Annotated in this window: 11 protein-coding genes; 6 read left to right on the forward strand and 5 right to left on the reverse strand. The window is 65.4% G+C overall.

Going from position 1 to position 15636, the window contains the following annotated elements; genetic code table 11:
* Window positions 1-49 precede the first annotated feature (49 nt).
* From ABWP22_RS00060 to ABWP22_RS00085, 6 genes are all read left to right on the forward strand, one after another.
* On the forward strand, window positions 50-4804 hold the full coding sequence (locus ABWP22_RS00060) for an NAD-glutamate dehydrogenase (protein ID WP_353197882.1): 4755 nt from the start codon (window positions 50-52) through the stop codon (window positions 4802-4804).
* A gap of 63 nt (window positions 4805-4867) precedes the next feature.
* Entirely contained in the window at window positions 4868-5155 is a 288-nt protein-coding gene (gene gatC / locus ABWP22_RS00065; RefSeq protein ID WP_353197883.1) for an Asp-tRNA(Asn)/Glu-tRNA(Gln) amidotransferase subunit GatC, read from the forward strand.
* Window positions 5152-6603, forward strand: coding sequence for an Asp-tRNA(Asn)/Glu-tRNA(Gln) amidotransferase subunit GatA (gatA, locus tag ABWP22_RS00070; RefSeq protein WP_353197884.1), 1452 nt, complete (start codon window positions 5152-5154; stop codon window positions 6601-6603). The genes gatC and gatA overlap by 4 nt, the downstream gene beginning before the upstream one ends.
* A 328-nt stretch (window positions 6604-6931) precedes the next feature.
* Window positions 6932-7975 (forward strand): class I SAM-dependent methyltransferase, encoded by a 1044-nt coding sequence (locus ABWP22_RS00075; RefSeq protein WP_353197885.1) that lies wholly within the window; start codon window positions 6932-6934, stop codon window positions 7973-7975.
* Between the two features lie 49 nt (window positions 7976-8024).
* Window positions 8025-9536 carry an Asp-tRNA(Asn)/Glu-tRNA(Gln) amidotransferase subunit GatB gene (gatB, locus tag ABWP22_RS00080; protein ID WP_353197886.1) on the forward strand — a complete coding sequence of 504 codons (1512 nt, stop codon included), beginning with the start codon at window positions 8025-8027 and terminating at the stop codon, window positions 9534-9536.
* A 225-nt stretch (window positions 9537-9761) separates the two neighbouring features.
* Window positions 9762-10316, forward strand: a complete 555-nt coding sequence (locus tag ABWP22_RS00085) for a cell wall hydrolase (protein ID WP_353197887.1) — start codon at window positions 9762-9764, stop codon at window positions 10314-10316.
* On the opposite strand, the gene ABWP22_RS00090 is transcribed toward ABWP22_RS00085, so the two are convergent.
* The 5 genes from ABWP22_RS00090 to ABWP22_RS00110 all read right to left on the reverse strand — a co-directional run bounded on the left by ABWP22_RS00090 (window position 10307) and on the right by ABWP22_RS00110 (window position 15627).
* Window positions 10307-10624: a hypothetical protein gene (locus ABWP22_RS00090; protein WP_353197888.1), complete on the reverse strand. Its 318-nt coding sequence runs from the start codon at window positions 10622-10624 to the stop codon at window positions 10307-10309. The genes ABWP22_RS00085 and ABWP22_RS00090 overlap by 10 nt on opposite strands.
* A 12-nt stretch (window positions 10625-10636) precedes the next feature.
* Window positions 10637-12049 carry an MBOAT family O-acyltransferase gene (locus ABWP22_RS00095; protein ID WP_353197889.1) on the reverse strand — a complete coding sequence of 471 codons (1413 nt, stop codon included), beginning with the start codon at window positions 12047-12049 and terminating at the stop codon, window positions 10637-10639.
* Window positions 12049-13407, reverse strand: coding sequence for a GDSL-type esterase/lipase family protein (locus ABWP22_RS00100; protein WP_353197890.1), 1359 nt, complete (start codon window positions 13405-13407; stop codon window positions 12049-12051). The genes ABWP22_RS00095 and ABWP22_RS00100 overlap by 1 nt, the downstream gene beginning before the upstream one ends.
* Window positions 13404-14522 carry an SGNH/GDSL hydrolase family protein gene (locus ABWP22_RS00105; protein ID WP_353197891.1) on the reverse strand — a complete coding sequence of 373 codons (1119 nt, stop codon included), beginning with the start codon at window positions 14520-14522 and terminating at the stop codon, window positions 13404-13406. The genes ABWP22_RS00100 and ABWP22_RS00105 overlap by 4 nt, the downstream gene beginning before the upstream one ends.
* A gap of 64 nt (window positions 14523-14586) precedes the next feature.
* Entirely contained in the window at window positions 14587-15627 is a 1041-nt protein-coding gene (locus ABWP22_RS00110; protein ID WP_353197892.1) for an AI-2E family transporter, read from the reverse strand.
* Window positions 15628-15636 lie beyond the last annotated feature (9 nt).

Here is a 15636-nt window from a genome sequence, read left to right on the forward strand (position 1 = left end):
GCAGGCAAGGCGCATAAGCCGCACGACGAACATCGCGGGAGCGAGCTTGGTGTCTGATAGTTTTGACGGTGCAGCCGTTGCTGGTGCCGCCCCAACGGCGGCATTGGCGGCCTTGGCAGAATGTTTCTTTGCCCAGGCTTTGCCCGGCGAGATCGAGGATCTGGATGATGCCGGCCGTACCGGTGTCGCAACGTTCATGGGCCAGGCCGCAGCGCAGCGGCTGGCGCATGCGGCGGTGATCCACCTCGACCCGCCTGATGACGCCAGTGGTCGCCGGCTGCGGCTGGCGATCATCGGCGAAGACCGCCCCTTCCTGGTCGATTCGACCGCGGCCGCCATTACCGCGGCGGGCATCGACATCCACCGTCTGCTGCATCCGATTGTCGATGTGCGCCGCGATGGCGACGGCCGGTTGCTGGCTGCGATGGTGCCCGCCGGCACCGCGCCAGCGCCGGGCACGGCCCGCGAATCGATGATCTACATGGAGATCGAGCGGGTGGACGGCGACGCGCGCACCGCGTTGATCGACAGCCTGGGCCAGGTGCTCGCCGATGTGCGCGCAGCCGTGGCCGATTGGCCGGCGATGCTGGCCCTGCTGAAAGCCTGCATCCGCACCTTGTCGGACAATCCGCCGCCGCTGGCGCCGCACCGTACCGCCGAAGCCATGGCGTTTCTGGAATGGCTGGCGGCGGACAATTTCACCCTGCTGGGCGCGCGGCGCTATCGGCTTGACGGCGATCTTGATGATCCGGCGATGCAGCCGGCCAGCGATGTCGGCCTGGGGCTGCTTGCCGATCCGGATTATCCCCTGTGGTCCGGGGTGCGCGGCGCGAATGATACACCGCGCGAGTTGAAGGCCTTGCTGGCCAGCCCGGAACCGCTGCTGATCACCCGCGCCGGCGCGGTGGTGAGCGTGCATCGCCGGGTCAACGGCGATCTGATCGCCGTGAAGGGTTTTGATCGGCAGGGCCGGGTGGTATCGGAAACCCGATTCCTGGGCCTCTACACCTCAGCCGCGCTCGGCACGTCGCCCCGCCAGGTGCCGCTGCTGCGCCGCAAGGTGGGCGAGATCATCGATGCGCTGGGGTTCGGCGAGACCGGCCACACCGCCAAGGCGCTGGTGCATGTGCTGGAAAGCTTCCCGCGCATGGAGCTGTTCGAGGCCAGCCCCGAACAGTTGCAGGCGATGGCGCTGGGCCTGCTCAGCCTGCTTGATCGGCCGCGTCCCAAATTGTTTGCCCGCGCCGATCCGTTCGGGCGGTTTGTGTCGGTGCTGGTTTATGTACCGCGCGATGGTTATTCGGTGCGGCTGCGCGAGGCGGCGGGGCAGATGCTGGCGCAGGAACTGCAGGGCCGCATTACCCGTTACGAGGTCGAGTTGCGCGAGGAGGGCCTGGCCCGTGTGCATTTCGTGGTTGATGTGGCTGATACCGCCAGCTTCACGCCCGATGTGGCCGCCGGGCTCGATCGGCGCCTGCGCCAACTTGTGCGCGGCTGGGAAGAGGATCTGGAAGCCGCGCTGGCAGAGCGCGTGGATGGCCCGCGCGCGGCGCGCCTGACCATCAGCCATGGCCGCGCCTTTTCCACCAGCTATCGCGCCCAGCATCAGCCGGCCGAAGCCGCGGCCGACATATTGGCGCTGGCCGATCTGGCCGATGATCGCGCCCGCGCCGTGCGCATCATGCCAGTCATCCCCGCCGACGCGGCATCGGCGCAGGTGCGGCTGAAAATCTATCGGTTGGGCCGCATCATCCCGCTTTCCGAAGCCGTGCCGGTGCTGGAGAATTTCGGCTTGAAGGTGATCGAGGAATATCCGTTCGATCTGGCCGGCGGGCAATTGGGCTGGGTGCATGATTTCCTCGCCGAAGTGCCCGACGCGGCGCTGTTGGCCGATCCGGCGGGCCTGCAGGCCCGGGTGGCACCGGCGCTGGCCGATGTGCTGACCGGTTCACGCGAGAATGATGGTTTCAACACGCTGATTCTGGCCTGCGGGCTGGAAGCGCGCGATGCCTCCCTGCTGCGCGCCTGGTTCCGCTACCTGCGGCAGACCGGCGTCACCTATGGCGTGATGACGGTGGTGGAGGCCTTGCGCCGCTATCCGGCGATCACCCGCGATCTGGTGGCGTTTTTCACGGCGCGCTTTGGACTGGATGTGACCGACCGCCAGACCGCACAGGCCGTGCTGGCGCGCATCGATGCTGGCCTTTCCGATGTGGCCAGCATCGATGATGATCGCATCATTCGCCTGTACCGTGCCGCCATGCTGGCGACATTGCGCACCAATTTCTTCGTGCCCGGCGGCCCGGAAGCCATGGCCTTCAAGATCGATTCGGCGGCCATGCCGGGCTTGCCGGCACCGGTGCCCTATCGCGAAATCTGGGTGTTCTCGCCGCGGGTGGAGGGTATCCATCTGCGCGGTGGCCCGATCGCGCGCGGTGGCTTGCGCTGGTCGGATCGGCGCGATGATTTCCGCACCGAAGTGCTGGGCCTGGTGAAGGCGCAGAAGGTGAAGAACACGGTGATCGTGCCCACCGGTGCCAAGGGCGGATTCTATCCCAAGCTGTTGCCGCCGGCCTCGAATCGCGACGCCTGGTTTGCCGAAGGCACCGAAGCCTATCGCGTGTTCATCCGCGCCCTGCTGTCGATCACCGACAATCTGGCGGTGGATGGCGCGGTGCTGCCACCAGACGGCGTGGTATGCCACGATTTGCCCGATCCCTATCTGGTGGTGGCGGCCGACAAGGGCACCGCGACCTTTTCCGATACCGCCAATGCCATTGCCCAGGCGCATGGTTTCTGGCTAGTCGATGCCTTCGCCAGCGGCGGCGGCAATGGTTATGACCACAAGGCGATGGCGATCACCGCCAAGGGCGCGTGGATTTCGGTGCAGCGGCATTTCCGCGAGCTGGGCATCGATGTGCAGACCGAAACGGTGCGGGTGGCCGGCGTGGGTGACATGTCGGGCGATGTGTTCGGCAATGGGCTATTGCTGTCGCCGGCCGTCGCGCTGGTCGCGGCCTTCGATCATCGCCACATCTTCATCGATCCGGCACCCGCCATTGCCGCGGCCTTTGCCGAGCGCCAGCGCATGTTCGCGCTGCCGCGATCGAGCTGGGACGATTATGACAAGGCGTTGATTTCGCCCGGCGGCGGCGTGTTCCCGCGCAGCCTGAAGGCCATCCCGCTGTCGCCGCAGATGCAGGCGATGCTGGGCGTGGACGCCGCCACATTGAGCCCCGCCGACCTGATCAGCGCCATCCTGAAGATGCAGGTCGATCTGCTGTGGTTCGGTGGCATCGGCACCTATGTGAAGGCCAGCACCGAAAGCCACGCCGATGCCGGCGACCGCGCCAATGATGCGCTGCGCATCGATGCGCGCCAATTGGGCGCGCGGGTGATCGGCGAAGGCGCCAATCTGGGCCTGACCCAAGCGGCGCGCATCGAATATGCGCGGGCGGGCGGCAGCATCAACACCGATTTCATCGACAACAGCGCCGGGGTCGATTGTTCGGATCACGAGGTCAACATCAAGATCGCCCTGAACGGCGAAGTGGCGGCCGGTCGCCTCACCCAGGCGGATCGCGACCTTTTGCTGAAGGCGATGACCGATGATGTCGCGGCGCTGGTGCTGCGCGACAATCGTCTGCAGACCCAGGCGCTCAGCCTGGCACAGGCCGGAGGCAGCGCCGCCATGCCGGCGCTGCGCCGGCTGATCCAGACGCTGGAACGCGAAGCCGGGCTGAATCGCAGCGTCGAAGGCCTCGCGAGCGACGATGGGCTGGCCACCCGCGGCGCGGCCGGCGAGGCGCTGACCCGGCCCGAACTGGCCGTGGTGATGGCCTATGCCAAGATGGCCGCCTATGAGGCGCTGGTGGCCAGCACTGTGGTGGATGATCCGCTGCTGGAGGCTGATCTGATTGCGGCCTTCCCGGCGGCGATGCTGGCACACCGCGATGCGATTCTGCACCATCGCCTGCGCCGCGAGCTGGTGGCGACGAAATTGGCCAATGAACTGATCAATCGCGCCGGCCTCGCCGCACCGTTCGAACTGGCCGAAGAACTGGGTGCCAGCCTGGCCGATGTGGCGCGCGCCTTTGTGGCCGCGCGTGAGCTGTTTGGCATGGGCCCCTTGTGGGCCGCGATCGATACCGCCGATGTGTCCGCTGCCGCCGCGACCACCCTGCACCGCGAGGCGCAAGGCGCGCTGCGGGCGCAGATGGCCGATCTGCTGCGGTTGGGCAGCGGGCGCGACGCGTCTGTGCTGGTGGCTGATCTGGCGCCGGGCGTTGCTGCCCTGGGCAGCGCCTTGGATCAACTGCTGCGCCTGGAAGTGCGCGGGCAGCTCGATCGGGTCACGGCGCGCCTGGCTGCGGCGGGGGCACCGGTCGATCTCGCCGCCGCCGTGGTGCGCATCCTGGCGCTGGACGGCGCCATCGGCACGGCCCTGCTGGCTGCCAGCCGCGATCTTGACGTGGCGGCGACGGCGCAGGCCTACACGATGTTGGGGGAGGCCACCGGGCTGGATTGGGCGCGCGGTGCAGCGGCAGCGCTGGCGCCGGTCGATCCCTGGGAACGGCTGCTCACCGCCACGCTGGTGCGCGATTTCGAACAGCTGCGGCTTGATCTGCTGGCCCGCATCGTGCCGGCCGGCAACGATCCGGTGGCGGCGACCAGCGACTGGCTGGCGCGCGAGGCCGCCAAGGTCGCGCGCATCGCTGCGCCGATCGGCCAGGCCCGCGACGGCGGGGCTTCACCGGCGATGCTGGCGCACGTGGCCGGGCTGGCGCGGGCTGCGCTGGTCTGATCGGGGCCTATCGGGACGCTTCGCCCCCTTGTTGGCGCGCGCGCCGCCTGCTAGCGGCAAGCCATGTCTGTGACCGATGAAACTGTGCGGAAAATTGCGCGTCTGGCGCGCATTGCCGTTGCCGAAGAGGACGTGCCGGGCCTGACCGGCGAGTTGAACGGCATATTGGGCTGGATCGAGCAACTGGGCGAGGTGGACACCACCGGTGTCGCGCCGATGGCCAGCGTCATGCCCGGCACCCTGCGCTGGCGCGCCGATGTGGTGAGCGATGGCGATATCCAGGACAAGGTGCTGGCCAACGCGCCGGATGCCACCAGCGGCTTCTTCGCGGTGCCCAAGGTGATCGAATGAGCCTGACTGACCTCTCCCTGACCGAAATGAAGGCCGGGCTGGACGCAAGATCGTTCAGCGCCGTGGAGCTGGCCCAGGCGCATCTGGATGCAATGGCCGCCAACCGGCACCTGAACGCCTTCATTACCGAAACGCCGGAACTGGCGCTGGCGCAGGCGCGCGCGGTGGATGATGGCACGCGCACCGGGCCACTGGCCGGCATTCCGCTGGGCATCAAGGATCTGTTCTGCACCGATGGCGTGCAAACGACGGCGGGATCGAAGATCCTGCAGGGCTTTGTGCCGCGTTATGAAAGCCGCGTGTCGGCCAATCTGTTGCGCGATGGCGCGGTGTTCCTCGGCAAGCTCAACATGGATGAGTTCGCCATGGGCTCATCCAACGAAACCAGCGCCTTCGGCCGGGTGATCAGCCCGTGGAAGGCGTCTGGCAGCGATGCCGATCTGGTGCCGGGCGGCTCATCGGGCGGCTCGGCGGCTGCGGTGGCGGCGCGGCTGTGCGCCGGCGCGACCGGCACCGATACCGGCGGCTCCATCCGCCAGCCGGCGGCGTTTGTCGGCATCGCCGGCATCAAGCCCACTTATGGCCGCGCCTCACGCTGGGGCACCATCGCCTTTGCCTCCAGCCTCGATCAGGCCGGGCCGATGGCACGCAACGTGGCCGATTGCGCGCATCTGCTCACGTCGATGTGCGGCTTCGATCCGCTCGATTCGACCAGCCTCGATGCGGCAGTGCCGGATTTTGCCGCTGGGCTCACTGGCAGCATGGCCGGCAAGCGCGTCGGTATTCCGGCCGAGTACCGCCTGGACGGCATGGACCCGGAAATCGCCGCGCTGTGGGATGCCGGCATTGCCTGGCTGAAGGACGCCGGCGCCGAGATCGTTTCGGTCTCGCTGCCGCACACCAGATATGCCCTGCCCACTTACTATATCGTGGCGCCGGCGGAAGCTTCGTCCAACCTCGCCCGCTATGATGGCGTGCGCTATGGCCAGCGCGTGCAGCCGCCCGGCGGCAATGTGCAGGACATGTATGCCGCCACCCGCGCCGCGGGTTTCGGCAAGGAAGTGCAGCGCCGCATCATGATCGGCACCTATGTGCTGTCGGCTGGTTTTTATGACGCCTATTATACCCAGGCGCAGAAGGTGCGGGCGCTGATCGCGCGGGATTTTGAAACGGCGTTCGAACGCTGTGACGTCATCCTGACCCCCACCGCGCCGAGCCCGGCCTTCGCGTTCGGCGCCAAGGCCGATCCGCTCGCCATGTATTTGAACGACGTGTTCACCGTGCCAGCCAGCCTGGCCGGACTGCCAGCGATGAGCGTGCCGGCCGGGCTGTCCGCCTCCGGCCTGCCACTGGGCTTGCAGATCATCGGACGGCCGCTGGACGAAGCTGGTGTGCTCGATGCCGGCCTGGCCATCGAGCGGGCGGCAAACTTCACGGCGCGGCCATAGCCACGCGCCCCTTGGAAGCCGGGGCCATCTAGGGCGAATCTGGCGATTCGGCGACTGTTCGCGGACTGCTGCGGCGTTGCGGCCGCTGCTCAAGGGCGCGTGCTTGGGCTTGGCGGTGTGGACCGGTCCGGCACTGATGATTTCCGTCCGGTAACGATTTACATGCCAGAATTTTTTCCTTAGTAATGAAGATAATGGATGATCATTACGGATTCTGTTGCAGATTTCTTGATAAATGTAATTTCATCAAGAATGTAAATTTCTTGGTGATTTATACATTATTTACGATTTTTCTGCAAACTAAAAAAGTTGGTTTCATTTTTACAGTATGGACAATACAGTCAGTGTAAAATGGATGGATATGTTCATGATGGAATCATCTTCTGTCAAGCGCTCTGCAAGGTCCGAATCCGCCCTTCGGCGTACAGCCATTACAGCCACTGATTTTTTTCTTTCAGGATTGTTGACTATCTGTGGGCCAGCACTTCGCCGGTTTGCGATCAGTCGTGGCCAGTTGCCGCGCGCTTCGGCCAGCGCCGATGACGCCCAGATTTCAATCATTCGCCATCATTATTATTCACCGGCGGTCAATCCACGCGATCTGCTTTTCGCGCTCGACAGCCCGCGTTCGTTGCCGGGAATCAAGCTTGATGTTGAACTTCACCGCAGTTTTCTCGACGGGCTCAATTTCGGCGATGAACTTCGCGCCATTCCGATGGATCAATCATCTCCAACCAGTTACGGCTACCGCAACGGTTTTTTCGAAAGTGGCGATGCTGAAATCTTGTACGGTGTCATAAGGCGAGACAAACCGCGAAGGATCATTGAGGTCGGATCAGGACGCTCCACGCTGGTTGCGGCTTTGGCCATTTCGCGCAATCGTGCAGAAGACGAGAGCTATTCTTGCCAACATATCTGCATCGAGCCTTTCGAATCGCCATGGCTGGAACAAATTGGCGTAGAGGTCATTCGAGATCGCATAGAACAGATCGATCCAGCATTTTTCGATCAACTTGAGAATGGCGATATATTTTTCGTCGACTCGTCGCATGTGCTGCGACCGCAGGGTGACGTTATTTTCGAAATCAATGAAATTTATCCGCGTCTGAAACCAGGCGTACTGGTCCAGATCCACGATATTTTCACACCGCGCGACTATCCCCACCAATGGCTGATGAATGAGCGTCGCATCTGGAACGAGCAATATGTGCTGGAGGCTTTTCTGTCCGGCAACCCGAACTATGACATTGTGTGCGCACTGAACTGGCTCGCGAACGATCATCCCGACATGCTGGCAAACGCATGCCCGGTGTTGCGCGAAACGCTGCCCAACCAGCCTGGCTCGTTCTGGATGCGCCGCAGCGTCACCTGAAGACATCAAGGACTTGCAAAGCGCGCCATGTCCTCGCACTAGACCTTTCATGACTGATACGGATGCCAAAGATTCCGCTGTGTACCGCATCAAGGGCGAGACCGGCGATTGGGAGATCGTCTGCGGCCTGGAAGTGCACGCGCAGGTGACGGCCAATAGCAAGCTGTTTTCCGGCGCCAGCACGACCTTCGGCGCCGAGCCCAATGCGCAGGTCAGCCTGGTGGATGCCGCGATGCCGGGCATGTTGCCGGTGATCAACGGCGAATGCGTGCGCCAGGCCGTGCGCACCGGGCTGGCCATTGATGCGCAGATCAACAATTGGTCGCGCTTCGATCGCAAGAATTATTTCTACCCCGATCTGCCGCAGGGTTACCAGATCAGCCAGCTCTATCACCCGATCGTCGGCGAAGGGCATCTCGACATCACGCTTGATGATGGCATCACCAAACGCATCGGCATCGAGCGCATCCATCTGGAACAGGATGCCGGCAAGTCGGTGCACGATCTGCACCCGACGATGAGCTACGTCGATCTCAACCGCTGCGGCTGCGCGCTGATGGAGATTGTTTCCAAGCCCGATATCCGGTCGCCGGCCGAAGCCGGCGCCTATGTGGCGGCGCTGCGCCAGTTGCTGCGCTATGTCGGCAGTTGCGACGGCAATATGGACGAAGGCTCGATGCGCGCCGATGTGAACGTTTCGGTGCGCAAGGCCGGCGCCGAATTCGGCACGCGCACCGAAACCAAGAATGTGAACAGCGTGCGTTTCATCATGGCCGCCGTGGAGCATGAGGCGCGCCGGCAGGTCGATGTGATCGAAAGCGGCGGCAAGATCATCCAGGAAACCCGGCTGTTCGACCCCGGCACCGGCACCACACGTTCGATGCGCGGCAAGGAAGACGCGCATGATTACCGCTATTTCCCCGATCCCGATCTGCTGCCGCTGGTGATCGACGACGCCTTCGTGGCGCAATGCCGCGCGAGCTTGCCCGAGCTGCCGGTCGCCAAGCGTGCCCGCTATCAGGCCGATCTTGGCCTGTCACCCTATCTGGCCGGCGTGTTGACCGCCGAACAGGAAACCGCGGCCTGGTTCGAAACCGCACTGGCGACGACCGCCGGCCGGCTGAACAAGCCCCTGGCCGACGTGGCCGGGCGCGTGGCCAATTTCGTTTCCGGCGATCTGTTCGCGGCGCTGAAGAAGCTGGGCGTGGGCGTTGGCGACAGCCCGGTGTCGCCTGAAGCGCTCGCCGAATTGCTGGCGCTGGCCGCCGACGGCACGCTGTCGGGCCCGTTGGTGAAACAAGTGTTCGAAGCCATGCTCGAAACCGGCGACAGCGCCGGCCACATCGTCGAGACGCGCGGGTTGAAGCAGGTTTCGGACACCGGCGCGATCGATGCCGCCATCCAGGCCATATTCGATGCCAATCCCGACAAGCTGGCCGAATATCGCAGCGGCAAGGACAAATTGTTCGGATTCTTCGTCGGCCAGGTGATGCGTGCCATGGCCGGCAAGGCCGCGCCGGCCGTGGTGAACGACCGACTGAAGGCTCTGCTGGACGGCTGATCGCGCTCCACTGGCCGACAGATACCGCCGCTTCGTCGCCATTGGGTTGACGAAGCTGTGACGGTCTCGCTACATCGTCGCTCTGTTTTGAATGGCAGGTGAATGGCTCGCTTTTGGCCTGATCTGCATGTCGTGCCTGTCGCGTTGGTGGCTCGTGTTTTCGCTGCCAATTGCCGCAGGGGCGCAGTCTCGGTTTGAGATGTGACCTTTACACCGCGTTTGCAGATGCTGGCCGCCAGTGCGGCCATCGTGATGACGTCAGGGCTGGCGCTCAACCATGTTGCCGCCCAGCCCAGCCCCGGCCAGGAGGCGGATATCGCCCCGCCCATCGCCACTGCCGCCGCCGCCCCGCAATCGGAGGCCGCCGCGCAGGATGCGGCAGACCAGGCCCCTGAACCGGACGCACGCCCCCGGCTTGATCCCCGCCAGATCAATTGCATTGCCAAGGTGGTGCATCACGAGGCCGGAAACCAGCCGCGCGAGGGCCAGATCGCGGTCGCCCATGTCATGGTCAACCGCGTCAAGCGCGGGTTCGGCGATGATGTGTGCGATGTCGCCAACCAGCCCGGCCAGTTTTTCCGGCTGAGCCGCTACCACCCCAATCGCAACACCGCCGCCTGGGCCGCAGCCGTTGACGTGGCACGAACAGTGCTATCCGGCAGCACGCGCGATTATTCCAAGGGCGCGCTGTATTTCCATGCCAACTGGGCCAAGCCCGATCGTTTCTTCCGCGGCCGCACCAAGCTGACGCGCCTGGAAGATCATGATTTCTATCGCTGATCGGCGTCTGCTGCGGTCTGCCCGCGCCAGCGCAGGGCCTTTGCCTGGTCCCAGCTTGATTTGAGCGCGCGGCGCGGCGCATCGAATCCGCGTTCCGCGGTGCGGTCGGCAAGACCATGGGCAACCGTGGCGATGGCGGCCGTGCGTGCGCCCGGTTCAAGCCCATCCGCCCACGCCGCCAATGCATGGGCATTGAGCATGGCCACGGTGAACAGCGCCAAGCCGACTGCCGTCACCATTTGGGTGAGGCCGGGCACGCCCTGCGCGTCTGCTGCAACATCCACAGGCGAGTCAAACTGGTCGGCCACGCGCGCGCCCTTTCAGAATTGATAATAGATGAAGGCCGCGACGCCTTCAAAGCGCATGGCATCGATCAGCAGGATGGCCAGGCCCACCGCCAGCCCCAGAACCGGCGCTGGCCACGCCGCCACCCGCCGCGCCAGCACCGGCAGCAACGTGGGCGGGGTGAAATGGATGGCGAGCCCGAGCCCGATCAGCCCGACCAGCAACGGACTGGCCAGCGCCACGCCCGGCCGGAACGCCCACAATTGTTCGAAATAGCCCAGCGCGCCGGCCAGCGTTTCAGCCCGGAAGAAGATCCAGCCTGCCACCACGACATGGAAGATCAGCAACACGGCCAGCGGCGTCGGCAGCGTCGGCCAGCCCGGCGGGCGCCATTCGCGCCAGATGCGTTCCATGGCCAGCACGCCGCCGTGCAGCGCGCCCCAGATCAGGAAGGTCCATTTCGCGCCATGCCACAGGCCGCCGAGCAGCATGGTTACACCCAAGTTGCGGCAGATGAACCACAGGCTGCCACGGCTGCCACCCAGGCTGATGTAGAGATAATCGCGCAGCCAGCTTGAGAGCGAGATATGCCAGCGCCGCCAGAAATCCTGCAGCGACGTCGCCCGGTAAGGTTGATCGAAATTGCGCGGAAACCGATAGCCAAGCAACGCCGCCAGCCCGATCGCCATGTCGGAATAGGCCGAAAAATCGCAATAGATCTGCACGGCATAGCCATAGGCGCCCGCCAGCAGATCAAAACCGGTTTGCGCCGCAGGATCGAAGAACGCCTTGTCGACCAGCGCCACCGACAATTCGCTGGCCACCACGGTCTTCTTGAACAATCCCCAGGTGATCAGGATCAGCGCGGTCGCCACCATGCCGCGCGTGAGGCGCGGCACCGACTGGAACTGCGGCACCAGATGGCTGGCGCGCACGATCGGACCGGCAACAAGGTGGGGGAAAAAGCTCATCAGCAAGGTGATGTCGAGAAAGCTGGCCGGCTTGGTTTGGCGGCGCGCGATGTCGATCAGATAGCTCATGCCCTGGAAGGTGAAGAAGCTGATGCCCACCGGCAGGATCACCTCGATGACCGGCAGATCGCGATCCCAGCCCAGCCGCGCCAGCACGCCGGCCAGTTCGGTGAGGAAGAAGCCGTAATATTTGAAACTGCCCAAGATGAAGAGATTGGCAGCGACCCCGATCGCCAGCCAGGGCTGTGCCGATGCATCGCGTTCCAGCCTGGCATGGATGCGCGCGGCAATCCCCCAGTTGATCGCCGCCGACGCGATCAGCAGTGCGACGAAGCGCCAATCCCACACGCCGTAAAACACCCAGCTGGCGATGAGCAGGATGATCTTGCGCCATTCGTTGCTGGCCTGCCCGACCGTCCACACCAGCACCAGCACGGGCACAAAGAAGATCGCGAAATCCAGCGTCGGGAACAGCATCAGCGGCGCGCCCCGAGCTGTGCCCCGGTGTTTGCCCCAAGGCTTGCCTTTCCGACGGCCTGTGCCGCATCGAGATCATCGAGCAACATGCGCGCCACTTCGGCGCCGCCGGCCGGCGAATAATGGATGAAATCCGGGCCCATCAAGCGCTGCTGCGTCCAGCGCACCGCCGCACAGGCGCCGCCCTGCCGCGCTCGCCAATCCCAGAAGGCCAGGCCCAGATCCGCCGCAACGCGGCGCTGCACCGCACCGACGACATCAAGGCCCGGCGGGGTGAACAGCGGCAGCCCGCGCCGCACCGCGCGCAGATTGGGGCCAGCGAAGGCCACCGGATCAGAGGCCAGCACGCCGTCGCCATCATTCCAGATCGGAATGTCGAAACCCGTGACCGGCAGCCGTTCCGGGCTGGATTCGATGGCCGGATTGCAATCGACCACGCGGCCCGCTGCATTGCCGATCAATGCCGTGGTGCGGCTGGCCGCATCGGGCGGGCCGAGCAACAGGATCGGCACCGGGCCGACAAGGGCGCGCAGCCGTGCCACCTGCTCGCGCAAACTGCTTTCCAGCCGCGCCGCGTCGGCATTGGGCGCGAAGCCTTCGTTGGTGCCGAAGGCCAGCACCACCAGATCGGGCGGCAGCGCCTGGAACTGCGCCGCCATGGTGGCAGTATCGGCGCGGCCGAGAAATTGCAGTTGCGATCCCGGCACACCAAGATTGGACAGGATCAGGCCGCTTGGGCGTTCCAGCCACCAGCCGGTGATGATCGCTTCACCCGCCAGCAATTCCAGCCTGGCGGTGCTGGCTTGGCGATCGGCGGGGAAGCGCTGGCAGCGCGGGGTGTCGCTGTCGCTGGTGAAATCCACTGTCTCAGTGCGGCCTCCCACCGTGATGGCCAGTTGCGGCCCTTCGGTGCTGGCGGCCACGCACACGCCAAAGGCGCTGAATGACTGGCTGGCATCGGCGGTCAATGCCAGTGCGGCGCCTGTGGAACGGCTGAACAGCGTATAGCCGGTGATGCCGCGCGGCGGCCAGGTTTCGGCGGCTCCGCTGCCGAACAGGCCGCGCGACTGCCACTTGCCAACCATGCTGACGGTCACGCCGCGGGTGCGCACGCCGGGATGCGGGCGGCCGGCGGGCATCAACCCCCGCCCGCCATTGCCCAGCCGCGCCTGCAACGCGTCGCGCAACGCGCCGGTGATGCTGTCACCGGCGGTGTGGGAATCGCCGATCTGCACGATATGCACCGGGCGGTCCGCCGGCATCGCCGCCAGGCTGAGGGGCACGCCGGCCAGCAACGCGCCGCCACACAGGCTGGCAAGGCAGGGCGCGGCAGCAAGAGCAAGCAGCGCCAGCATCATGCCTGCGGCGGGGTGACTTGCGGTGGCGTGGCTGGCGGTGGCGTGGCTGGCGGGGGGACAAATTCGGTGGCGGGCGGCGTGACCGGCAGCAAATCGGTCGGCAGCGGCATTGCCTGGGCCGGCGCGGGATCGGCTTCCATCGCTGGTTCGGCCAGCGCGGGATCGACCTTTGCCATATCCGTTTGCGGCAAGGCGACCGGTGGCGGCACCAGTTCTGGCGGCACGGCCTTGCCGCGACGCGCCGCCTGCCCCCACGCGCGCACGCGGACGGCCAGCGCGGCGGTAAGCAGGCGATAGCCCTTCATGCTCATGTGGATGCCGTCGCCGGCACGCACCAGCCACGGCGCGCCGCTGAGCTTGTCGGGCAGATGGGAGACATAGAGGCCATCGGGGCCGACCGCCGCCTGCCTTGTGTCGATGAACGGCACCTTCAGCCGCGCCATCACGCCGGCATGAAAGGCATTGAGGCCCTGCACCTGGGCGTCAAAGGCCGGATCGCGCATCACCGGCAGGCCGATCCACACCACATCAGCCCCCTGATCGCGCAGCATCCCGACATAACGGGTGATGCGCGCCGCGATCTCGGCCTGCCACAGCGGCGACAGCAACGGCGCGACCCGGCCATCGACGAAAATGCCCTGCACATCATTGGCGCCGAAACTGATCACCGCCACATCCACCGGGCCTTCGCTCAACTGGCCGGCCAGCGCCTGTTCCAGATTGGTCTGGCGATAACGGGTGAAGCCCGTGCCCTGCTGCGAAAATTGCAGCACATGAAAGGCCTCGCGGCGCGGCAACTGATTGTACAGCGCCGCCCATAGGCCATCGCCGAAACTGTCACCAAACACGCCAATGCGAAACGGCCGGCCCTGCGCAACGGCGCGCGCCAATCCCGCCGGCACATTTGCGGCAGCGGCCACATCTGCGGGCAGGCCGTCGGCGGCCGGCGGTGCGCCGGCCGGGCTGGTGACCGGCGCCGGCAAGCCGGGTGGCGCATCGGAGAGGAGCGTGTTCAACTGCGGCGCGAAAGCCAGCCCGATGGCAATGCCCGCCGCCACCCCGCAGAACAGGGCAGCAGTGCGATCAATCAACAGGAAGGCGGGATGGTCGGCCATGCAGTCTGCCGGGCTGATACACGCACCGGCCGATGGCGCAAGCACCTGGCTTCGCGGCCGGTCGTCAACCGCCCGTCAACGGCGATTTTCGCCCAAGCTGCGTCAATCTGTGTCTGAGCAGCGCCATGCCGACCACCGTGAACGGCACGGCCAGCACCACGCCCAGCGGACCGAGCAAGGTACCGGCGGCAATCAGGCTGAAGATGGTCAGCACCGGCGGCAGATCGCCAAATTTGCTCTGGGCGAGCGGCGTTACCACATTGCCCTGCAACTGCTGCACCACCACCAGCGCGACGACGGTGAAGATGCCGGTTTCCACGCCCTGGCCAAAGCCGAGGATGACCGCCGGCACCGACACCAGCACCACGCCCAGATAGGGCACGAATTCGCACAGGCCCGCCACCAGGCCGATGGCCAGCGGCGACGGCAGCCCGACCAGCCACAACCCCAGCGAAGTGCCCACTGCCACAAACGCCATGCCGATCGCCTGGCCCTTGAGCCAGGCGGAGATCGCATCGCGCACGACCCCCAGGATTTCGTTGGCGGGTTGCTGGGCCGCCGGCGGCAACAAGGCAATCAGCCCATCGACATAAAGCCGCGGCTGCGCCGCCAGATAGAGCCCGGCCACCAGCACCACGGCCAGGCCGGTGATCGCCGAGCCGACATTGGCCAGCGCGCTCTGCACGATGCCGGCGACCTGCGCCATGCTGGGGGTCAGGCCGCCGATCTGGGCGAGGACTTCGCGACCGATCGGGGTGGCGCGCGCCCAATCCTGCACATTCCTGAGCGCCAGCGGAAAGCGTTCGGCCAGGATGATGAATTGTTCCACCATCAGGCTGCCGAACAGACCGAACACCACCAACAGCACGATCAGCGGGATCAGGATTGCCGCCGCCAGCGCCACGGCAAACGGCAGCCGCAGCCAGCGTTGCAGAAGCACCGTGAAATCGTTGAGCATCAAGCCGATCAAGGCGGCGGCAAACAGGATCAGCACCAGTTGCTGCAACTGCCACGCCGCCAGCGCCAGAGCGATGCCGGCCATCACCGCCAGGGTGCGGCGGAACCAGTGGCCCGCGTCTTCGGGTGATGGGGGGAGAACACTCATCCTGCCTTC

It is taken from the genome of Sandarakinorhabdus sp., from assembly GCF_040398665.1.
Lineage (GTDB): Bacteria > Pseudomonadota > Alphaproteobacteria > Sphingomonadales > Sphingomonadaceae > Sandarakinorhabdus.